Origin of the sequence: Arthrobacter sp. NPDC056691, from assembly GCF_042791415.1 — a bacterium.
GTDB lineage: Bacteria > Actinomycetota > Actinomycetes > Actinomycetales > Micrococcaceae > Arthrobacter.
Window position 1 is genome coordinate 60,759 of sequence record NZ_JBHTXX010000016.1, and the last position, 18,627, is coordinate 79,385.

Sequence of the window (18,627 nt, forward strand, 5' to 3'; positions counted from 1 at the left end):
GGATCACGATGTTCCTCGACCTGCTTCGACGACGAAACCCCCGCTTCCTCTCGGCAATTGCCGACCTGCACAGAGCCGGCGAGCTGCCCGTCAACTGCTACGCAATCGACCTCGACGCCGTTGAACGCAATGCCGTCGCGTTCGCCGCGGAAGCGGCCCGTCTCGGGCTGACACCGTTCGCCATGACCAAGCAGATCGGCCGCAACCCGGACGTCTCCAAGGCACTCGTGCGCTCAGGCATCACGCACGCCGTCGGCGTTGACCTGCAGTGCGCGGTGGCAGCGGCTTCCGGAGGCCTCCGCGTGGGGCACCTTGGCCATCTCGTTCAGATACCTCGGCACGAGGCCGATCTGGCCGCGTCCCTGGAACCGTTGTACTGGACGGTCTTCAGCGAGACCAAGGCCCGGGAGGCTGGTGCCGCGGCACTAAAGCGCGGCCGCGTCCAGGATGTCCTACTCCGCGTAATTGCCCCCGATGACCGCTTCTACACCGGCCACGAGGGCGGCTTCCCCTTGGAAGGAATCGTTCAGGCGGCCGACGCAGTCGACGCCCTCCCTGGCGTCCGCTTCGCTGGCATCACCACATTCCCGGCCACCCTGTTCGACCCTGCGACAGGGACGGCGGAGGCAACCCCGAACCGCCGGACCCTCGCTCGCGCTAAGGCGCTCCTCGAGGCCAGCGGACGGACGGGATTCGCGGTCAACGCGCCCGGAACCACATCAATTTCGGTACTGGAGGGGCTTGCCCGCGACGGAGCCACCCAGGTGGAGCCAGGCCATGGACTAACGGGAACCACCCCCCTGCATGCCGTGGCGGATCTGGCCGAAGAACCTGCCATCGCGTACGTCACGGAAGTGTCCCATCTGTGGAATGACAGGGCCTACGTCTTCGGCGGAGGATTCTACGTTGACCCGGTCCTTGGTGAAGGCGCCACGCGCGCGATCGTCGTTCCCGGCGCCTCGGACGTCTCGGCCGCGCCGGCGCTTCCCGTGGAAATGCCCGCAGCACAGGCCATCGACTACTACGCCACCATCCCGTTGGACCACACCATCCCGGTCGCGGAAGGCGACACAGTGATATTCGGATTCCGTCCGCAGGTGTTTGTCACCCGCGCCCTAACAGCGGCCATCTCCGGCATCTCTACAGGCACTCCCCGTGTAGAGGGCATCTGGGCCTCCGACGGCTCCGCACCGCTCACCCCGGCCCACCCCTGACGCCCCAGACAGACAGGACACATCATGACACTCTCATCTTCGGCAGCCGAGGCTGCCACCCCTGAATCCGCTCCGGCTCCACCCCTCCGGCTGAAGGGCATACACAAAAACTTCGGCGGCGTCGTAGCCATCAAGCACTTTGACCTGGAAGTAAAGGCAGGCGAGATCGTGGCCCTGGTCGGCGATAACGGCGCCGGCAAATCAACCCTGGTCAAGATCATCTCCGGGCTGTACCAGCCAAGCGACGGGGAGATCTGGCTGAACGGCGAACGGGTCAGCTTCCGGGACGCCTCCGACGCACGGACCAAGGGCGTCGAGGTCGTTTACCAGGACCTCGCCCTCGTGGAGGACCAGCCGGTCTACATGAACATGTTCCTCGGCCGGGAACTGACCAAGGGGCCGTTGGGCATCCTGGACAGGAAGGCAATGGCCAGGCAGACGCAGGAGCTCGTAGACACCCTGGACGTCCGCATCCCCTCCGCCAAGGCCACCCTGAGCGACCTGTCCGGCGGCCAGCGCCAGGGCGTCGCCATCTGCCGCGCCACGCACTGGGCCAGCAGCCTGGTGCTCATGGACGAACCCACAGCGGCGCTTGGCGTCGCCGAGACGGCGAAGGTCGAGGAAGTCATCCTCAAGCTCCGCTCCAGGGGTGCTGCCGTTCTCATCGTCAGCCACAACATGGACCAGGTGTTCCGCATCGCCGACCGCGTCTCGGTACTCCGCCGCGGAACCCAGGTCGGCACCAAGAGGCTGGCCGAAACATCCCACAACGAGGTCGTCGCCATGATTACGGGACTGAGCTCATGACCATCGAAGGGCAGCCCTCGGCCGGGGCTCACATGCGGTCCGAGATCGCCGAACAGCCAGCACGCTGGCAGGATCTCATCAGTCAGCAACAGCCTGCCTTCCTCAAGGCTGCCGAACTGTTCCGCACGGTCAACCCGGAGCTACTGGTTTTCGCGGCGCGTGGGTCAAGCGATCATGCCGCAATGTACGGACAGTACCTGGCACACAATCTCCTCGGTATTCCCGCCCTGCTATCGACCCCCAGCACGGTCACCGCGTTCGGCACCGAGCTGCGATATCCGACGTCGATCATGCTGGCGGTGTCGCAGTCAGGCGAGTCACCGGACCTCCTCGATACGGTCAGAGCCGCAAAGCGGGGCGGAGTCCCCGTGATTGCCCTGACCAACCACGAATCCAGCACACTCGCAGCTTTGAGTGACGTGCATGTCAGCCTCATGGCAGGGCCTGAACTTTCGGTGGCAGCAACCAAGACCTACACCGCCGAACTGCTCGCACTGTATGTCGTGCTGAGGCTCGCCGCAGGCGGCTCCTGGAACGAGATCCAAACACGGGCGAACGGAGCCATCGAAACCGCAACCCGGGTGATCGACAGGGCGACCTCATGGGCCGAGCAGCTTGCAGAGACGCTCCAGGACACTAACAAGGTCCTGCTGGTCGGCCGTGGCTACTCAATGTCCACGGCAAAAGAAGGCGCACTTAAGCTCATGGAGACTAACTCCATAGCCGCCTCGGGCTGGAGCGCCGCCGACGCGACCCACGGACCCCTCGGACAAGTGGAGCCCGGCACGCCGGTCATTGCCTTCACATCCAGCCCTGGAGGGCGAGAATCCGTTCACGCCTTTGCCGAGGCGGCCCGCGCTCTTGGTGGCCGACTCATTGTCATCGGGCCACGCGGAACCGATGATGCGGAAAACCTTGAAATTCAGGCTGCGGCTGGATCCGCGCTCGATCCGGCGCTGCTGCCTCTGATGGAGATCATCCCTCTCCAGCAACTGGCGCTGTGCCTGGCCTTGCGCCGGGGAATGGACCCAGACCGCCCCGCGGGACTCAAAAAGGTGACAAAAACCGTGTGAAGGGTCGCCCCGGACTTCCGTTGGCTCCGGTAACTCCTCCTAGTGGCTAGAGCGATAAATTGCGCCGATTTCAGGCACCTTCGATATCGAGGAAACAGCATGACGCGACGCGTCCACCCGGCGGCACGCGCCCACCTCGGCGCGGCTTCCTACCCTGACTTCTTGAGTCGCTCTGCTCATGTCCGGCTCGGCCCATTCCAGGGCCGCGACGAGGTGCGTGGTTGCCCCCTGACAACCCGTAACACCGTCTGCTGGGATACCCCGGCGAGCCCGGCAACATCGGACATCCGCGCAGCCTTGGACCTGGCGGCGAGCCGCTCCCCTCGCCCCATTGGGGTTTCGGGCTTCTGACGACGCGGGCATCGTGGAACCACTCCATTGTCCCCAGCTAGCGTCGAAGAGCCCGACGCTAGCCGGGCGGTGTGCAGCTGTCGCAAGTGCCGATACCACAGGACTTCGGAATGCTCATCGTTGGGCCACTCCGGCCCCTCCGATGTACTTCCGGGTCGTGTAACTGCCGTCCATGGTTGAGGCCAGCGACGGCGGTCCGTCGAAGCCGATGCCACCCCCCGACCCGGTTCTCGTGGCCCCCGTACACCGAAGCTGACCCCTCGGCCAACCCTCAGCTTGTAGGACTGCAGTTCAATCATCGTCACGCTGGGCTACACCCCAATCTGACGTCCTTCGGCTTGGTGTTTTGACCTTTCTTCTGAATGTCCTTGGAACTCAAGCTGACAGGTTCTTGGTTTGGAGGCGCACAAGCAGCGCCGCGCCTGCCGCGGACGGAAAAAGACCCTTAGTCCGGGACGGGCGAGCGAGCTGGTGCAGCTTGCGGCCAGTGGAGTTCCCAAATCGGTCCCCGCCAGTGCTTGCCCGACATCCTGCCGCATCGATGGCCGGGATGCTGGCATGCAGTGTCCGTGTTATGGAGCGCCCCGGGCCTTACTGCGGGTCTACTCGCACGGCTGCCGCCCGGGTGCGGTTCGAGATCCTTGGCGGCAGGTAGGGGCAAGGTAGGGGCTGTGGGCGTATTTCAGCGAGTAGGCGTCGTCGATCCGGTTGTTGATCTCTCCGTTGACGGGGGTGAAGGACACCGCTGCGTCGATGCCGCCGACGCGGATACGGCCTGCCCGCTGCGCCACCGCGGATTGGTGCCGGCGGGAAGCGGTTCCTTTGTAGGCGCGAACGTATACGTTCCCGTCGACAAGCACCGACCAGGTCCGGGTCGGCGTGGCGGGGGTGTTGGCGGCGGCGCGGTATGGCGAGATGTGGAAATCATCGGTCGATGCGATGTTCTCGGGCTGTTCCGGAGTCCAGGGGAACATGTCGTAAGCCTCCTTTTCTCTCGTTACTTGCCGCTGTAGACGGGGAATACGCTGTGCTCGCCGTAGTCCTGGGCGCGCAGCTCGCGCAGCGCGGCCATGTCCGTCCCGGAGATCTCGAAGTCGACCTCGGCATTGGCGCGCATGTGCTCCGGGTTCGCTGTCTTTGGCAGCGACACGGTGCCGAGCTGCAGGGTGTAGCGGATGCACAGCTGCGGCACGGACACGCCGTACTTCCCGGCCATCGCGCGGATGTCTGCGTTCTCCAGGATCGCGCCATGGCCGAACGGTGAGTACGCCTCAACGAGGATCTGCTTGCTCCGGCAGTAGGCCAGAAGCTCAGCGGGGGTGTTGCCCGCATGGACGAGCAGCTGGTTCACGTGCGGCGTCACCGTGCTGCCCGTCAGGATGTTCTCGAGGTCATGCTGCTGGAAGTTGGAGACGCCGATCGAGCGGAGCTTCCCCGCCTCGTGCGCCTCCTCCAGGGCCCGCCACGCCTGCCGGTTGCCCTCGGCGTAGTCGCCGCCGCGGAACTCGTCCCAGGGCTGCGGGCTGTGGATCAGCATGAGGTCGATGTACTCCAGGCCCATCGTCGCCAGGGAGCCCTCGATCGCGGCCACGGCGTGGTCGTGGTCCTTGATTTCCGCGGCCAGCTTGGTGGAGACGAACAGCTCCGTGCGGGGGACGCCAGCGGTGCGCACCCCTTCGCCGACGCCGCGCTCGTTGCCGTAGGCCTGGGCGGTGTCGATGTTGCGGTAGCCGACCTCGACGGCAGCGCGAACGGCGCCCGCCGCCTTGTCATCATCGATGAACCAGGTGCCGAGCCCGAGCCTGGGGATCTCGACGCCGTTGGCCAGGGTGGTGGTCTCGTTCAGGATTGTCATGGGGTTCTCTTTCTCTTCTCGTCAGGCAGTGGTCTGCCCGGGGTGATGGTCAGGTCCTGTGTTCCCGCCTGGATTCGATTGCCGCCTGCTTCGTCCTCGCGGTGCGGCGGGGCTGCCCAGCTGGCGAGCAGCTGCATGGCCTCGGCGGTAGGAGAGTTGGGTTCGACCGTGAAGACGAGCATGACCAGGCCCGGATCCGTGGAGAGCTCGAAGGACTCGTAGCCGAACTCGAGGTCGCCGACGTCGGGATGCGTGAGCAGCTTCGCTCCGGAGCGGTGGCGGAGCACGTCATGGGACGCCCATAGCGCGCTGAATTCCTCGCTCCGGGTCGTGAGGGTGCCCACGATCTCGATGAGCCCCCGGTCGTAGGGGTCCTGGGCGGAGGCTGCGCGGAGCAGGGCGACAACGTCGTGCCTGGCGGTGTCGAAGTCCCGGTGAAACCGTGGGGCCGCCGGGTCCAGGAACAACCACGTTGCGTAGTTGTACTGGTCGCCCGACCCGTCGGGCGGCAGCGAGTGCAGCGCACGTGCGATTCGGTTGAACGCGAGCCGGTCCAGGCGGGCGTTCTGCACCAGCGCCGGCATGTCGATGGAGTCGAGCACCTTCTGAATGCCCGGCCGCACCCTCGTGCGGTTCGAGCTCATCATCCTTGGGGGCCGGCGCTGGGTGATCCGCACGAGGTCGAACAGGTGGCGGCGCTCGTCGTCGTCGAGCTGCAGGGCGCGCGCGACGGCTTCGAGGACCTCGCGGGAGGCTCCTGAGATCTTGCCGCGCTCGAGCCGAGCGTAGTAGTCCGCGCTGACCCCGGCCAGGTGGGCGACCTCTTCCCGGCGCAGGCCGGAGACCCGGCGCGCCCCGCTGTAGAGGGGCACGCCGGCCTCTTCCGGGGAGAGCCTGGCCCGCCGGGAGGTAAGGAAACTGCTGATCTCGGACCGGGAATCCATGTTCACCTCGACTGTCTTAGTGGGTGGTGTAGCCGCCGTCGACGGGCAGTGCGGTGCCGAGGACGAAGCTGGCGGCCGGGCTGCAAAGCCACAGGACCGCCGCGGCGACCTCGTCGGCCCGGCCCAGGCGGCCGATAGGCTGCTGCTTCATGATCTCGGCCATCGCCTCGGCCTGGCCCTCGAGCATGCCGGCGACCATCGGGGTCTCGACGACACCCGGGCACACGGCGTTGATGCGGATGCCCCGGGGCGCGTATTCGACCGCGGCGCTCTTGGTCAGGCCGATGACCCCGTGCTTGGAGGCGTGGTAGGCCGCGCGCTCGGGCAGGCCGACGAGGCCACCGAGGGAGGAGCAGTTCACGATCGCGCCGGATCCCTGGGCGCGCATGTGGCGCAGCTCGTGCTTCTGCGCGGCCCACACGCCCCGCAGGTTGACCGCATTGACGCGGTCGAAGTTCGCCGCTTCCTCGTCGGCCGCGTCCGAGGGCGGGACCTGGATCCCGGCGCAGTTAAAGGCCATGTCGAGCCGTCCGTAGGTCTCCACGGCCGTGTCGACCGCGGCGGCGACCTGGGCCTCGTCCGCGACATCGCAGGCGATGCCGGTCGCCTGGTACCCGGCGTCGACCAGCGACTGGGTGGCCTGCCCGACGGCGTCGGCGCTGAGGTCAAGAAGCGCAACGGCGGCTCCGTTCTCGGCGAAGCCGCGGGCCGCGGCCAGCCCCATGCCCGAGGCCGCGCCGGTCACAAGGGCGACCTTGCCACTAAAGTCGTACTGCGGGTTCGTCATCAGGGGGTTTCCCATCTCTTTCGTTCTCTTCATCGTGGAAGTCCCGCCCCAGTCAGCGGCGGGCCCTTACACCTTCGACACTATGCCGGGCACCCGGGCCGAAACAGGACCTGCTGGACCACGGTTCGACCGGCCTCCCCGGGCACACCCGTTGCGGGGCCCGCACCCGTTCGCGCCTCACCGCCCACCCACTTCCGGGAAGACTGTTCCCGCGGGCCCGATAAGAGCTGCCGCGCCTCAACAACACCTGCAGCATCAGGACCAGTCCGCCACTGCGCATGATGCCCGACCCGTCAGGAGTAGGAAATCCCCCCAATCCAAAGGCGTCGGACACATGTGCTCAGACGTTTCACCGGGAAAGGCCCATTAGAGATATGAAGGGGCGCCGGTCTGGGGCTGGAGCCTCCGGTTCAAATAGATTCGTGGGTTGCCGGGGCCGGGACCGCTGTCCTGGGGCCGACCGGTAGAGCCACATTTGAAGGTGTGGAGGTTCCAGCTAAGGCCGAGAATACAGGTTCATGCAGTGCTGGGCAGCCCGTCGTTCTTGTGGTCCGGTTCCGTCCTGCCGCCGCCGGCCATTGTCGCCGGGCCCGGTCCGGGGCGCCGGCAGGAGGGTGTGCTGAGGCGGACGTGGCCAGTGGCGGCGCCCCGGCACGGTCTTGCCCGGCGCTGATGGCCTGTATCGGCCAGGGCGGAACTTTGTGGGTGAACCCCCTGACACACTGGGTTTATCGATCATCGCCCACCACCCGGTGGCCCGAAGGAGCTGCCGGTCAGCCTAAGAAGGTCCTGTCATGTTCGAGAGAACAAGCATTGGTTTGGACGTGCATGCCCGCTCGGTCGTTGACTGCGCCATCGACAGGGACACGGGAGAAATGGTCAGGCGCCGGCTCACCGCGGACTTCGGGGAGATCCTGGCCTGGATCGCGTCGTTGCCCGGTCCTGTGAAGTCCGTCTACGATCTGCCCATAAATTTGTGGCAAAGCTCAGTCCGGGGCGTTTAGGGCAGCAAAAAGCCCCACAGCATGGGGGGACACCACGGGGCTTTCCGGCGCTTTCGCACCCACCGAAGGTAGTTGGCTATCAGTTGGTAAGCAAACTATGAATGCATCTGGCAAGACAAACTTGTCCTACGCCGAGTCGGTGCGATGAACAGCGAGGGCAGGTCTCGTTCCGAATCCCATCCGCGGCGGGCTCCCCGAGCGAAATATCTCTCTATTTCTTCCCTGCGGTGCTGACGCCCAGCGCACAGACGGTCCCGGGGAAATAACGGTCCAAGGCGCCGTCCGGTATCGCTTCTGGCAGGTCTTCGTCGCCCACTGTGAAGATTGAGTAGTCCTCGTCCTCACCGTTCCAGACGTAGCCTGCGGTCTCGACTTCCCGTCGCAGCAGGTTCTCCGCCTTCTGAAGTGCCTCGGTCATCTGGTCGATGAACCCGCCATCTTGGCTGCTGCCCACGACGATCCGGAATGTCCGCTTGCCTGGAACCTCGGTTTTCACCGGCGAAGCCGATGAGGTGGTCCCCCTGCTGCTTGGGGCCAGAGTGGGCGGCAAAGAATAGCCGAGTGCCAGCAGCTCCATCGGACTGTAGATCTCTTCCGGGTCGATCGGCTCATGCCACGAACGGAAGCCGAAGATCCGTTCCCACAACCTGATCCGCTGCTTGTGCGCCTCCACGCCCATTGGGTAGCTGCCTAACATCGCCAGTGTCTGGTTGATGAGCGCCGTCGCAGTCTGCCTGTCCACCACGGTTGGCGGGACGCTCGGCTCGCGCTTGCCTTCCTTGATGTAGGCGGCCTGGCCCAGGCAGAACGCCTCGTTCGGCATAAAACCGGCCGGCACCAACCTTGTCATCATGCCGTTGACGGCTCCATCCATGAATCCCATGGCCGGAGTTTATCCCGGTTCACAAGATCACCTGTTTTGTTGCTTCACGCCGATCCAGCGGTATCGTCTGCCACAATCGGTCCATGACCGATACCAGCGCTGCGGCGCCAGCCAGGCCCCGTTACGACGAGGACTGCTGCGCGAATTGCTTTGACCCGCTGCCAGCCGACGAGGCCCACCGTCCGTGGCTGTTCTGCACGGAACTGTGCCACTCCATATCCATCGACGTCAGGTATTGGCGGGGCGTCATCCGGGACGAAAAGCGTCTGGCCGACCCGGAAGTGCAGTCGGCGCTGAATGTCAGGGTCGCTCACCTGCTCGCGGGCGGCTACGACGCGATGGCCCGCCGCATCCCGGCCGCGGTGCGGGCCCTGGTGATGGAGCGGGACAAGGTCTGCGTGTCGTGCGGCTGCGCCGGCAAGGAGATCGACCACGTCGATGGTGACTCGAGCGAGCCCGAGAACCTCCAACTGTTGTGCACCTTTTGCCACTACCAGAAGACCTCGTCCCACTTTGTCCCGGCCACTCCCGAGCAGGAGGCGTGGGCTGATGCACTGGAGCGGGACCGGGTCCGGCCGGACATTCCAACCCAGCTGTGCGATGACGCGGATTGGAAGATCATCGAGCCCCAACTCCGGCGTGAGCGCCTCGCCAGGCTGCGCGACACCGAACCGACCTACGGCAAACTCGGCCTACATTCAGCCGAACTCAGAGCCGGCTACAGAACAACCGCTGACCGGCTCATCTCCCTCAGCCAGTACACCGAGGAGGAGATAGCTGCCTGGGAGGTCACCGAGGACGAGGAGGATGGCCCGTGAGCAAGAATAGGCTCAAGGACCGCTCCGCGGCATCCAGCCGGGACGGGGTCGCCCAAGCAGGCCGTGTCGACCCGCTCCAAGACGTCCTCACCTCGCTGAACCTGAGGTTGACCGTTTCGGACCTCAAAGCTGCCCTGGAAGCAATGCGGCGCGAGAACTCGGCTGCAGACCTTCCGGCCCGAGACCGCAACTTCTGGGCCGCCCATTCGGGGATCAACACCGACCCGACCCCCCCGCCGCGCGCGGTTCTGCGAGGAACGCCGCGGCACAGCTCCTAATGGATTCCTCTTCATTGACCACGGACGAGGTCGCTGAACATTTAGATCTCTCAGCTTCCACCGTCCGCCGCTACAAAGCGGAGCGGAAGCTGTACTCGTACAGGGCCAATGGCCGTCTTCTCTTCCCGGTTTGGCAATTCATTCAGCGGGGAAGACGCCGTCTGCCCGCGCTGGACCGAGTACTCGCAGCGCTGCCTGTTGGCCTTCATCCGCAGGCCGTGGCCGGCTTCTTCCAAACACCTAAACCGGACTTGGTGATAACGGGTGAAGCAGTATCCGCGGCCGCGTGGCTAGAGTCCGGCGCACCAGTGGAACCCGTCCTCGCTATCGCCGACGCCTTGGCAGCCGGGTACTGACGAACAGCAGAGCCCCCGGAACACGGCCCAGCGGCTTCGCACTAGCGTGCCTCAACGTTGTCGGCTCCAAGCGCTGGGAAGATTTCACGACAGCACAGGGCATCGCTGACTAGCGGGGCAGCAACTGCACCTGTGCCCGTGCCCGGAGAGCGTCGCTCTCGATGCGGCGAAGACCATCTTCATGAGCTCCAGCTACGCCGCGCATACGAACGAGCACCTCGAGCTCGGCCAGCAGACACGTGACGCTGCCGCCGGCGTCAGGAACTCATCGATCCTCACCGCGTTCTGCGTCCTGCTGGAACGGGCCGACTTCGCATTGCGTACGGGTGCCACAGGGCTGCGTAGGGATCGTTTGCGCTAACTGCCCCAGCTTCCCTGCAGCGGCTTACCCACGGTGACGTCCCTGTAGTCGCAGAACAGGGACCTCTCATTGATGTCCGCGTCACTGTTGGATACGCCGATCTGCCCGGGGCTCAGCTTGAACGTAGATACCGGGGAGCCGTAACCGTGGAAGATGTCCAGCGGATACTTGTCGGTGAAGACAGTCCGACCGGATGGCACTTCGTAGGTTTCGGGCAGAGTGACATAGCCGGCAGGCATTTCCTGGCCCGTTTCTCGAACACTGGTCACGCTGATGCCGTCTGATTCGCGCAATCTCACCGGCACGGCAATGCGATTTTCGAGAACCAGCGTCATCGAGAACTCGTCGAGCGATCCGCCCTCCCTGAGTAGTTCAACCTTGATCAATGACACGCTGACCCCCGTATCAGCAGGACATGTCGGCTCCGGCGTCGGGCTGGGCGGAACAGCGGGTACGACATCGGCCTGTTCAACCGTCGGCGGCGGTGGCAGCGGCTGGACTTCAGCGAAGGACTGCTCCGGGACGGGCGTTGGGGTAACACGATCGAAATGGGGTGCCACCGATTTGGTGGGTGCCGCGCTGCTCTCAGTTGGTTCGGGCTCCGTGCTTTCCGTCGGCTCGCTCGCCACTGTCGGGGTGCTGGTCGGCACCTCTGCAGGTGATGAAGCAACCGCAGGAGTGGACACCGCACTCGACGGTGCGGTTATCAGCGACTGGCCAATCCGGACGCCGACAAGGATGACGATGACCGTCACGAGGACAACACCAACGGTGATGGCGGCGATCATCGGCGAACTGAGGGTGCGTCCACCCGGAGACTGTTGATTCACCGCATCAGTGTAGGGCGGCAGCGCCGGGTTTCAGGTGGCCGCCACGAACTCCGCTCGACTGTGACAACGCGACCGGACCGTCGCTGGTGAGGCGGTCGCTAACTTCCGCACACATGCTTTCCAGACACTCTCTGCCGACCCGGAAGGAACGCCATGTTTGAACGCTTCACCGCGGACGCCCGCCGCACCGTCGTCCTCGCCCAGGAGGAGGCCCGGATGCTGCACCACGACTTCGTCGGCACCGAACACCTGCTGCTCGCGCTCACGCTCGATCACGGTGCCGCCGGCCAGGCGCTGAACGGCCTCGGCGTCACCCACGACGTAGCCCGTGGTCACATCCTCGAAGCGATGGGTGAAGGAATATCTCCCGTCGCAGGCGCTTCCTGGCGGGCAGCAGGGCGCCATTGCCGGACATTCGGTGACGAAGGGCGGTTACGGTAGGGCCAGTCCGTGGTCTTGCAGGGCCTCCTCGATGATGCGGAGCGCTTTGGGCCCTACCTCGTGTAGCTTTGGCAGTTCGGCGCGGGTACGCGAGCGAGCTGTTTGAGCGTGGCGTAGCCGGTGGCGTTCCAGGCGCGGGTGGCAGGAGCTCCGACGTTCGGAAGGGCGTCGAGTCTTGATGTTGTCATTCCAATACCGTAGGGCGCCGGACCCCCGTCGGCCACGGAAACCGCTGCCTCGAGCAGAACCAGAAGTTGCCCATCTACGTCGAGCCAATCCCCAAGGGCCTCTAGGCGCAGAACATCACCGCCTCATAGCCAACGACCGGCCGCTCCCCCGGAACATGGCAGTGCCAGACAAGCCCCTGCGGTGGCGGTCCCGGCACGGCTGACCAGTCTGCCATGACCGCGCCGATACAACAGGTTCCACCTTGGACATCCGCGCCCGGGAAGTCAGCCGAACGGGCTGGCCATGCGATCCGGCTTCCGTAGGGTCAAGGATCTGGGTTTTACGGGCACGCCCTCCGCTCGTGCCGGCAGCACGGCCCGACATCCCCGCTCCGTGAGAGGAGCCACCTCTTATTCCTCCTGGCCCCGTTCACTCCGCGGCCTGTGGTGGCTTCGCGACGAGCCCCTGACGAGCCCGGAACAGGCGCCCTGACAATCATGCAGCCAGCCGGAAGCCTTGCCATGAACAGTCGTGGAGGCAGAACGAGGCAACAACACAACGGGCTCGGCAGCTCCAGAAAGGTCATGCAGTTCCACCCCGGGCCGACCATGAACAAGCAGAACAGACCACCACAACCGAACAGGAGGAGCGGGATGAACAACCACCGTCAAGCAGAAGAGAAACTTTCCGTCGAACGTGCTCAGATCATGCTGTCCGGGCCAAGGGTGACCATGAACAAGTACCAAAGACCAAACAGTCAACCACAAGACAAGGAGGCAACAGGCCACAGCACCGGCCACCAATGAAAAAGGCCCCCGAAGGGGCCCTTCACAACACAATTTGTCCACACTCAGAGGCTAAAAAGCCCCTGAACAGGGAAAACACGTGCCCAAGATGGGACTCGAACCAGCCGCTCCCCCCTAGAAATCCGCCACTCTATCGAAAACATCCCCAATCCGCCCCAGTCCGATGCCGGTACAACCGAATCCGAAGCCCCAGGTGTGGACACTGTCCACACCCTCTTTTTTGAGCCATTTGCAACACCAGGCAACAGCAGTCCGGAGGGAGTGGAGAATCCTCTCCACTCCCTCCACCATTCGGCCGTGCAAAGATGCTTCCTGGCTCAGCCGTAATGGAAAGCACGACAATGGCCGAGCATTTCTCAGCGGACGAAGCCGAGGGCTGGGAATCAACGAACGTCATAGCATTGCGGCCTCCTTCGAACATCTCATGGTCAAAACAATCAACGAGGCCATGACTAGAACCTTCGTCCCGGACAGTCAGAGCCCGGTACCCTCAGCACGACGGAATCACGCTTATCGGAGTTCAGGCCTGCAAGAAACCCGCCGGTTCTGAAGCACAGTTGAGCCCGGAACGCGCCGAACTCATCGCGGGACTCGCCACAAAGTCCGCGCAAACCGAGCCAAGAAACATCGTTCTGACAGCGACACCAAGAGCCTAGAAGTCATCACGGAGCCCAGGAACAAGGCCGCCGTGAGGAGACCCGACGAGCCGACGGGGCGCGGGGGACCACGGCCCCGGCGTTGGCCGGTAACGGGCGGCCCCTTCGCGGTGTAGATGCAGCACGCTAGCGCGGGAATCCCTTTGACTATCGAATCGATGGGCATCAGGAAACAGTCGCCAATGAGGATGAAGACGAACGCGACCAGGATTACTACGCGGGGTCACAGCCGGCGCGGAGGCGTGACACACGCCGGCTGGCTCCGCTAACGACTTCCGCCAGCCCACTGCCACGACCAGGCCATACGTGGCAGAATGCGGAACCATCAACGGCAAACGCGAAGGGGTGGACGAGTTGCCGCAGTATGAATTCAAGACCGTAAAAGTGCCGCGGGGCAGGTGGAGTCGCGATGCGGCCATCAACCGGTATGGCGCAAAGGGCTGGGAAGTGATCCAGGTCAGGGACGTCTGGCAGGGCACTGTGACAGTCAGCATGAAGAGGATCAAGCCGGAAAAGCCCAAGCGCAAGGAGGAGAAAATCGCGCACGAGATGCCGGTCTACACTGGCGGAGGTTTCTGGCGCTGGTTCACGGGCCGCCGCTGACCCGAGTGCGCGGAGGCAGGCCGCCGCCTCCGCACACCTAAGGGAACATGACGTCCAGACAATCACCGTCTCCAATGACATTTCCCTCATGACCAGGTCATGCTGCGCCAGCTCGTGGAAGTTCCGCGGGAACAGGCCGAAGCGCTGGTCAGGTCTCGGAGCGCCACCGACGCCTGCCCAAGAAGATCCCTGGGCTGCACCACGTCGGTGGCCTATCACTGCGTCCTGCTGGAGCGAGCTGACTTCGACCTGCGGACGAGCGCTAGCCGGGCCGCGTAAGGACCGTTGCGCTAGTTGCCTAGCAGCGGTTTACCGAAGGTGAGGTCCTTGTACTCGCAATATATCGAGTTTTCGATGTCCCAAACCCTCGTAAGCACCCGCGCCGACCCGACGAGCTCGAATGAAGCAATCGGGGATCCGAAATTCGTGATGGCCATCACCGGGCTGTTTTACTGACAGCTCGTCCATGATGTCCTGGGTGCGGATGTCCTGCCACACGATCGCGTTGTAGACAGCTTCGCCGGCTGTCTGTCCCACACCACGGCGGTCTCGCGCTGGTTGGTGATGCCGACGTCGGCAATGTCGTGCAGTGTCAGGCTCGCCTTCGAGAGGGCGGATGCGATGAACTCGCGGGTGTTGTTCCAGGTTTCGGCAGGCGGTACTAAGTTTTTCGCCAGAGTACCAAATATGGGTTGCACAACCATGAGCGAGCTGCTGTCATGTCTGGCGAGCGGCCCAACTAGGGAACTAGGAGGATCTTCCCGGTAGTTTTACGTCCTTCGAGGTCTCGGTGCGCGTTTGCGGCTTCGACCAGAGGATAAGTTTGGCCGATTCTGACTTTCAGGCTGCCCTCGGCTACGGCGGAAAACAACTCCGACGAGCGCCAAAGGCGCTCGTCCTTGTCTCGAATAAAGTCCTGGGATGTCGGGCGGGTCAAGTAAAAGGAGCCCGCCGCTAGCTTTTCCATGTCAACCGGTGAGACCTGTCCTGAAGAGGCTCCAAAGAGGACCAGCGTTCCACGGATACGGAGACTGGCAAGAGAACCCTCGAAGGTTGTTCCGCCGACGCCGTCAAACCCAACGTCCGCTCCCACCCCGCCCGTTAGCTCCCGTACTCGATCAGCAAATCCCTCATAGCGAAGCACTGCGTCAGCCCCTGCTAACTTGGCGAGGGTTTCTTTTTCGTCGGTGGAAACAGTGCTGATTACCCTTGCCCCGCGGGCTTTGAGCAGCTGCGTCAAAAGGAGTCCTACACCGCCGGCTCCGGCATGTACTACGGCCGTCTGTCCGGGTTCGACCCGGAACGAAGAGTTCACAAGATAGTGGGCGGTCAGGCCCTGAAGGGGGATCGCGGCTGCAGTTAGGTCGTCCACCTCAGCGGGAACCGCCCAGGCCTTCTCCTGCTCGATGAGTGCGAACTCAGCGTACCCGGCCACGCATTCTGCGGTCGCTACTCGGTCGCCAACACTGAAGTTCTGTACATCGTCTCCGACCGAAATGACCGTGCCCGCCACCTCCAGCCCAGGGGTGAACGGAAAATCACAGGAATAGATGCCACTGCGCTGACGAGTATCGATAAAATTGACGCCAGCTGCAGCGACTCGGACCAGTATTTGACCGGGACGCAGGACAGGCTCCTCAATCTCTTGCATTACCAAGACTTCTGGGCCGCCCGGCTGCCGGGCAACGATAGCGTTGATCAAAGCTCTCCTCCGAATTCTGACACTGGCGCCAAAGGCGTCGACTTCCCATGAGGAACCTATCGGGCTCCGAATCCACTGCGGTGAGCACGACGCCGCGTGCCACACCCGCACCAGTCGTTCCCCCCAGCATCTCCACGTCCCGTCGCGTTCCCTCTTCTCCTCGGTAAGGTACAGGCGTGAAGCAAGGTCCAGGCGAGCGGAAGACGACGCCGTATGCTGAGTGCGATCGAGGACGTTGGCACCTTGAGTGAATCCCAGGACACGAAGCAAACCTCACAAGGGATCAGTCAGGGCTGGCCAGGCCGCCCCAGCGGGCCGGCCAGCCCTGCGCGGCTGGCTAGCTCAAGACCGAACCCAACCTCCGTCGACTACTAAGGTTTGCCCGGTCATGAATGCAGCGCCATCGGAGGCAAGGAAGGACAGTGCTCCGAGGAGGTCTGAGGGCTCTTGGGTGCGCTTGATGGCCTGCTGCTGGGCCAGTGCGTCGAACCACTCCGATTGAGGACCGCCTGCGGTTGTGGCTGTCCGCACCAGTCCGGGAGCAATGGTGTTTACGGTGACACCATTGACGCCTACCTCGGCAGCCAGGGATCGGGAAAAGCCGATGACACCTCCCTTGCTGGCGGTGTAATGAGTATTGAGGCCGAGGCCCGAGTGAAACGTCGTTGAGGAAACGGAAATCACGCGTCCCCACCCCGATGCCACCATGCCCGGGAGGAACGCCTTGGTGAAATGGAATATTGAATTGAGATTGATGTTCAGTACACGCTGCCATTCCTCCCATTCCATCTCAAGGAAGGACGTGGCCGGGTAGATGCCGGCGTTGTTTACAAGGACATCCACTTTCCCGAAGCGGGCCAACACGGCTTCTGCGAAGGTCTGGACCGATTCCGGGGAGGAGACGTCGCACGGCCGGGACAATACCTGCTGTTGCTCCTTTTCGACCAGTTCTTCCGTTTCGCTTGCCGGGTTGAGATCGGCTATTGCAATGTCGAAGCCGTCCTGGGCAAGCCGTTGCGCGAAGGCCTGACCGATACCGGACGCTCCGCCGGTAATGACTGCCACGCGTTGTGCTATCTGTTGCACCAAAGGATTCACCTTTCTTTTCCAGGACCGTCGGTCCTTGTGTCTCGTAGGGTTGCTAGGCCAAGTGCCCGGGGCAGACCAGGCGTGTTTAGGGAGAAAATTCCGGCATGCCGGTCCCAGTCCCAGTGCCTGGACATTTGTATTGGTGGCGAGGCATCGAACCGGGACCAGCTGCAACAAATCCTCATCGGAAGACAGGGCGAGCTATGCTCGTTGGTCTGAGCCTGCCATGCGGCTTAGACGATCAGGCGAAGACCGGTGTGAGATCGAAGAAGACCCTGTAATTGGTGAATTGCCCGTTCGAGTTTCTGGTCCATATGGTCACGACTGGGATGTCCGCCTGGCCTCCGTCGAGACGGTCGTAGTGCACGTTCAATTCAATGATTGAATCGTCTTCGGTGGTCCACTCGTTAATGACTGTGTGGCGGAGGGCTTTTATGGTCTTGAAGAAACCTTCAACGCCAGCCCGGATCTCTTCCGGGCCAACCATCGGTGCCCCATTCGCGAAAACAAGTTTGCCCTCAGGTGCGAAAAGCTCCGCAAACGAGGCTGCATCCTTAGAGTCAACGCGACGCCAAACTTCAGAGGTGAAATCAGTTGCTGTGGTATACATTAAATTTCCTTTTTTCTTTGGTAAGTGAATATTTCTGGACTGGCAGGAGCTATTTCCCTCTGTCAGATAACCCCTGGTATCAGCGCCAGCCAGCGGTGGCCCCGCCATCGACAGAGAAATTCTGCCCAGTCACCCATCCCGATTCGTCGGATGCGAGGTAGCAGGCCATGTAAGCGATATCGGATCCTGTCCCAGCACGTTGAATGAGGTGGTTGTTGAGTTGCCACTGTCTGCCCGCTTCATCAACGGCAGCGTCCGTGGCCGGCGACTTGACGAAACCCGGTGAAATGGCGTTCACACGTATTCCGTTTGCCGCGCCCTCGGCCGCCAAGGATTTGGTCATTGCCACTATGCCGCCCTTTGCGGTCGCATGCGCTACCTGTCCTAGAGGACTAATTCCCCGGAGCGCCGAATAGGAGGCAGTGTTTATGATCGAACCTCCGGATTTGGACATGACCCCCCAAGCCGGGCTCGTTGTATTGAAAACAATCTCCAGTTCAACACGCATTACATGGCGGAATAGGTCGATGGTCATCTCAGGGAATGGCGCAAATCCAAAGCCAGCGGCGTTGTTGTAGAGGACGTCGATCCCCCCCAGCGCTCGGGCTCCTTCCTCGACCCATGCACGAGCGGCCTCCGGATCAGCAAGGTCGACATCATAACCACGGACGTCGTACCCATTGTCACGAAGGCTGCTGGCTGTCGCCTCGGCAGCCCCTGGCCGCAGGTCGCAGCCGATTACCTGGGCGCCTTGCTCCGCGAAGAGTTTCTGCGCTGCTTCACCCTGCCCCCCGGCAGTTCCGGTAATCAGTACACGTTTTCCCTTTAGTCGTTCCATTATTACTAGCTCCTTTGCTATTTGATGTCTTGCGATCGGAAACATTAGAAAAGCTTTTTTGCGATGGCATTAATGCGGCCCGATAGAGATTTTGCTCAGCGCATGGGGCACCAAAACAGTTAGTGCATCTTTCCAGGCCGAACTGATGATTCC

21 protein-coding genes and 1 pseudogene are annotated in these 18,627 nt (G+C 63.0%); 10 read left to right on the top strand and 12 right to left on the bottom strand.

From position 1 onward, the window contains the following. Positions 1 to 8: 8 nt before the first annotated feature. The 3 genes from ACFRAU_RS14140 to ACFRAU_RS14150 are packed head-to-tail and all read left to right on the top strand — an operon-like array spanning position 9 to position 3,094. A complete protein-coding gene (locus tag ACFRAU_RS14140) occupies positions 9 to 1,214 on the top strand; it encodes an alanine racemase (protein WP_378000366.1) in 1,206 nt (401 codons plus the stop codon). Between the two features lie 24 nt (positions 1,215 to 1,238). Continuing rightward, the gene (locus ACFRAU_RS14145) at positions 1,239 to 2,021 is read left to right on the top strand and encodes an ATP-binding cassette domain-containing protein (protein ID WP_377991921.1); all 783 of its coding nucleotides are present in this window, start codon (positions 1,239 to 1,241) and stop codon (positions 2,019 to 2,021) included. Then, positions 2,018 to 3,094: an SIS domain-containing protein gene (locus ACFRAU_RS14150; RefSeq protein WP_378000367.1), complete on the top strand. Its 1,077-nt coding sequence runs from the start codon at positions 2,018 to 2,020 to the stop codon at positions 3,092 to 3,094. The genes ACFRAU_RS14145 and ACFRAU_RS14150 overlap by 4 nt, the downstream gene beginning before the upstream one ends. 953 nt (positions 3,095 to 4,047) lie before the next feature. Here the strand turns inward: ACFRAU_RS14150 and ACFRAU_RS14155 are convergent. The 4 genes from ACFRAU_RS14155 to ACFRAU_RS14170 are packed head-to-tail and all read right to left on the bottom strand — an operon-like array spanning position 4,048 to position 7,031. Further along, positions 4,048 to 4,419, bottom strand: coding sequence for a DUF2255 family protein (locus tag ACFRAU_RS14155; protein WP_378000368.1), 372 nt, complete (start codon positions 4,417 to 4,419; stop codon positions 4,048 to 4,050). Between the two features lie 23 nt (positions 4,420 to 4,442). Further along, the gene (locus ACFRAU_RS14160) at positions 4,443 to 5,300 is read right to left on the bottom strand and encodes an aldo/keto reductase (RefSeq protein WP_378000369.1); all 858 of its coding nucleotides are present in this window, start codon (positions 5,298 to 5,300) and stop codon (positions 4,443 to 4,445) included. Continuing rightward, on the bottom strand, positions 5,297 to 6,244 hold the full coding sequence (locus ACFRAU_RS14165) for a helix-turn-helix transcriptional regulator (RefSeq protein ID WP_378000413.1): 948 nt from the start codon (positions 6,242 to 6,244) through the stop codon (positions 5,297 to 5,299). Before ACFRAU_RS14165 ends, ACFRAU_RS14160 begins: the two co-directional genes overlap by 4 nt. 16 nt (positions 6,245 to 6,260) lie before the next feature. After that, positions 6,261 to 7,031 carry an SDR family NAD(P)-dependent oxidoreductase gene (locus ACFRAU_RS14170; RefSeq protein ID WP_378000370.1) on the bottom strand — a complete coding sequence of 257 codons (771 nt, stop codon included), beginning with the start codon at positions 7,029 to 7,031 and terminating at the stop codon, positions 6,261 to 6,263. 794 nt (positions 7,032 to 7,825) lie between these two features. Between ACFRAU_RS14170 and ACFRAU_RS14175 the strand changes: the two genes are divergently transcribed. Beyond that, the gene (locus ACFRAU_RS14175) at positions 7,826 to 8,035 is read left to right on the top strand and encodes a hypothetical protein (protein ID WP_378000371.1); all 210 of its coding nucleotides are present in this window, start codon (positions 7,826 to 7,828) and stop codon (positions 8,033 to 8,035) included. Positions 8,036 to 8,246: 211 nt separating this feature from the next. Here the strand turns inward: ACFRAU_RS14175 and ACFRAU_RS14180 are convergent, their stop codons facing one another. After that, positions 8,247 to 8,918, bottom strand: a complete 672-nt coding sequence (locus tag ACFRAU_RS14180) for a hypothetical protein (protein WP_378000372.1) — start codon at positions 8,916 to 8,918, stop codon at positions 8,247 to 8,249. 83 nt (positions 8,919 to 9,001) lie between these two features. Between ACFRAU_RS14180 and ACFRAU_RS14185 the strand changes: the two genes are divergently transcribed. The 4 genes from ACFRAU_RS14185 (at position 9,002) to ACFRAU_RS14200 (ending at position 10,731) form a co-directional block, all read left to right on the top strand. Further along, the gene (locus ACFRAU_RS14185) at positions 9,002 to 9,736 is read left to right on the top strand and encodes an HNH endonuclease (RefSeq protein ID WP_378000373.1); all 735 of its coding nucleotides are present in this window, start codon (positions 9,002 to 9,004) and stop codon (positions 9,734 to 9,736) included. Beyond that, positions 9,733 to 10,014 carry a hypothetical protein gene (locus ACFRAU_RS14190; protein ID WP_378000374.1) on the top strand — a complete coding sequence of 94 codons (282 nt, stop codon included), beginning with the start codon at positions 9,733 to 9,735 and terminating at the stop codon, positions 10,012 to 10,014. The genes ACFRAU_RS14185 and ACFRAU_RS14190 overlap by 4 nt, the downstream gene beginning before the upstream one ends. Beyond that, entirely contained in the window at positions 10,014 to 10,370 is a 357-nt protein-coding gene (locus ACFRAU_RS14195; protein WP_378000375.1) for a helix-turn-helix domain-containing protein, read from the top strand. The genes ACFRAU_RS14190 and ACFRAU_RS14195 overlap by 1 nt, the downstream gene beginning before the upstream one ends. Before the next feature lie 181 nt (positions 10,371 to 10,551). Beyond that, complete coding sequence (locus ACFRAU_RS14200) at positions 10,552 to 10,731, top strand: hypothetical protein (RefSeq protein WP_378000376.1); 180 nt, start codon at positions 10,552 to 10,554, stop codon at positions 10,729 to 10,731. Here the strand turns inward: ACFRAU_RS14200 and ACFRAU_RS14205 are convergent. Next, positions 10,728 to 11,519 carry a hypothetical protein gene (locus ACFRAU_RS14205; protein ID WP_378000377.1) on the bottom strand — a complete coding sequence of 264 codons (792 nt, stop codon included), beginning with the start codon at positions 11,517 to 11,519 and terminating at the stop codon, positions 10,728 to 10,730. The genes ACFRAU_RS14200 and ACFRAU_RS14205 overlap by 4 nt on opposite strands. A 195-nt stretch (positions 11,520 to 11,714) precedes the next feature. Between ACFRAU_RS14205 and ACFRAU_RS14210 the strand changes: the two genes are divergently transcribed. Continuing rightward, positions 11,715 to 12,002, top strand: coding sequence for a Clp protease N-terminal domain-containing protein (locus tag ACFRAU_RS14210; RefSeq protein ID WP_378000378.1), 288 nt, complete (start codon positions 11,715 to 11,717; stop codon positions 12,000 to 12,002). Between the two features lie 53 nt (positions 12,003 to 12,055). Here the strand turns inward: ACFRAU_RS14210 and ACFRAU_RS14215 are convergent, their stop codons facing one another. After that, positions 12,056 to 12,190: a hypothetical protein gene (locus ACFRAU_RS14215; protein ID WP_378000379.1), complete on the bottom strand. Its 135-nt coding sequence runs from the start codon at positions 12,188 to 12,190 to the stop codon at positions 12,056 to 12,058. A 1,748-nt stretch (positions 12,191 to 13,938) separates the two neighbouring features. Here ACFRAU_RS14215 and ACFRAU_RS14220 point away from each other — a divergent pair. Beyond that, on the top strand, positions 13,939 to 14,235 hold the full coding sequence (locus ACFRAU_RS14220) for a hypothetical protein (RefSeq protein WP_378000380.1): 297 nt from the start codon (positions 13,939 to 13,941) through the stop codon (positions 14,233 to 14,235). Between the two features lie 417 nt (positions 14,236 to 14,652). Here the strand turns inward: ACFRAU_RS14220 and ACFRAU_RS14225 are convergent. The 5 genes and pseudogenes from ACFRAU_RS14225 to ACFRAU_RS14245 all read right to left on the bottom strand — a co-directional run. Next, positions 14,653 to 14,885: pseudogene (locus ACFRAU_RS14225) on the bottom strand (FGGY family carbohydrate kinase); the annotation flags it as partial. 89 nt (positions 14,886 to 14,974) lie between these two features. Beyond that, on the bottom strand, positions 14,975 to 15,937 hold the full coding sequence (locus ACFRAU_RS14230) for a quinone oxidoreductase family protein (protein WP_378000381.1): 963 nt from the start codon (positions 15,935 to 15,937) through the stop codon (positions 14,975 to 14,977). Between the two features lie 342 nt (positions 15,938 to 16,279). Continuing rightward, positions 16,280 to 17,002, bottom strand: a complete 723-nt coding sequence (locus tag ACFRAU_RS14235) for an SDR family NAD(P)-dependent oxidoreductase (protein ID WP_378000382.1) — start codon at positions 17,000 to 17,002, stop codon at positions 16,280 to 16,282. Positions 17,003 to 17,267: 265 nt separating this feature from the next. Further along, on the bottom strand, positions 17,268 to 17,636 hold the full coding sequence (locus ACFRAU_RS14240; protein ID WP_378000383.1) for a nuclear transport factor 2 family protein: 369 nt from the start codon (positions 17,634 to 17,636) through the stop codon (positions 17,268 to 17,270). A 79-nt stretch (positions 17,637 to 17,715) separates the two neighbouring features. Then, positions 17,716 to 18,474: an SDR family NAD(P)-dependent oxidoreductase gene (locus ACFRAU_RS14245; protein WP_378000384.1), complete on the bottom strand. Its 759-nt coding sequence runs from the start codon at positions 18,472 to 18,474 to the stop codon at positions 17,716 to 17,718. Positions 18,475 to 18,627: the final 153 nt, after the last annotated feature.

Excerpts from the sequence above, each read along its gene's own strand:
- ACFRAU_RS14140 (WP_378000366.1), top strand. The coding sequence starts at position 9 with ATGTTCCTCGACCTGCTTCGACGACGAAACCCCCGCTTCCTCTCGGCA.
- ACFRAU_RS14145 (WP_377991921.1), top strand. The coding sequence starts at position 1,239 with ATGACACTCTCATCTTCGGCAGCCGAGGCTGCCACCCCTGAATCCGCT.
- ACFRAU_RS14150 (WP_378000367.1), top strand. The coding sequence starts at position 2,018 with ATGACCATCGAAGGGCAGCCCTCGGCCGGGGCTCACATGCGGTCCGAG.
- ACFRAU_RS14155 (WP_378000368.1), bottom strand. The coding sequence starts at position 4,419 with ATGTTCCCCTGGACTCCGGAACAGCCCGAGAACATCGCATCGACCGAT.
- ACFRAU_RS14160 (WP_378000369.1), bottom strand. The coding sequence starts at position 5,300 with ATGACAATCCTGAACGAGACCACCACCCTGGCCAACGGCGTCGAGATC.
- ACFRAU_RS14165 (WP_378000413.1), bottom strand. The coding sequence starts at position 6,244 with ATGGATTCCCGGTCCGAGATCAGCAGTTTCCTTACCTCCCGGCGGGCC.
- ACFRAU_RS14170 (WP_378000370.1), bottom strand. The coding sequence starts at position 7,031 with ATGACGAACCCGCAGTACGACTTTAGTGGCAAGGTCGCCCTTGTGACC.
- ACFRAU_RS14175 (WP_378000371.1), top strand. The coding sequence starts at position 7,826 with ATGTTCGAGAGAACAAGCATTGGTTTGGACGTGCATGCCCGCTCGGTC.
- ACFRAU_RS14180 (WP_378000372.1), bottom strand. The coding sequence starts at position 8,918 with ATGGGATTCATGGATGGAGCCGTCAACGGCATGATGACAAGGTTGGTG.
- ACFRAU_RS14185 (WP_378000373.1), top strand. The coding sequence starts at position 9,002 with ATGACCGATACCAGCGCTGCGGCGCCAGCCAGGCCCCGTTACGACGAG.
- ACFRAU_RS14195 (WP_378000375.1), top strand. The coding sequence starts at position 10,014 with ATGGATTCCTCTTCATTGACCACGGACGAGGTCGCTGAACATTTAGAT.
- ACFRAU_RS14200 (WP_378000376.1), top strand. The coding sequence starts at position 10,552 with ATGAGCTCCAGCTACGCCGCGCATACGAACGAGCACCTCGAGCTCGGC.
- ACFRAU_RS14205 (WP_378000377.1), bottom strand. The coding sequence starts at position 11,519 with ATGATCGCCGCCATCACCGTTGGTGTTGTCCTCGTGACGGTCATCGTC.
- ACFRAU_RS14210 (WP_378000378.1), top strand. The coding sequence starts at position 11,715 with ATGTTTGAACGCTTCACCGCGGACGCCCGCCGCACCGTCGTCCTCGCC.
- ACFRAU_RS14215 (WP_378000379.1), bottom strand. The coding sequence starts at position 12,190 with ATGACAACATCAAGACTCGACGCCCTTCCGAACGTCGGAGCTCCTGCC.
- ACFRAU_RS14240 (WP_378000383.1), bottom strand. The coding sequence starts at position 17,636 with ATGTATACCACAGCAACTGATTTCACCTCTGAAGTTTGGCGTCGCGTT.
- ACFRAU_RS14245 (WP_378000384.1), bottom strand. The coding sequence starts at position 18,474 with ATGGAACGACTAAAGGGAAAACGTGTACTGATTACCGGAACTGCCGGG.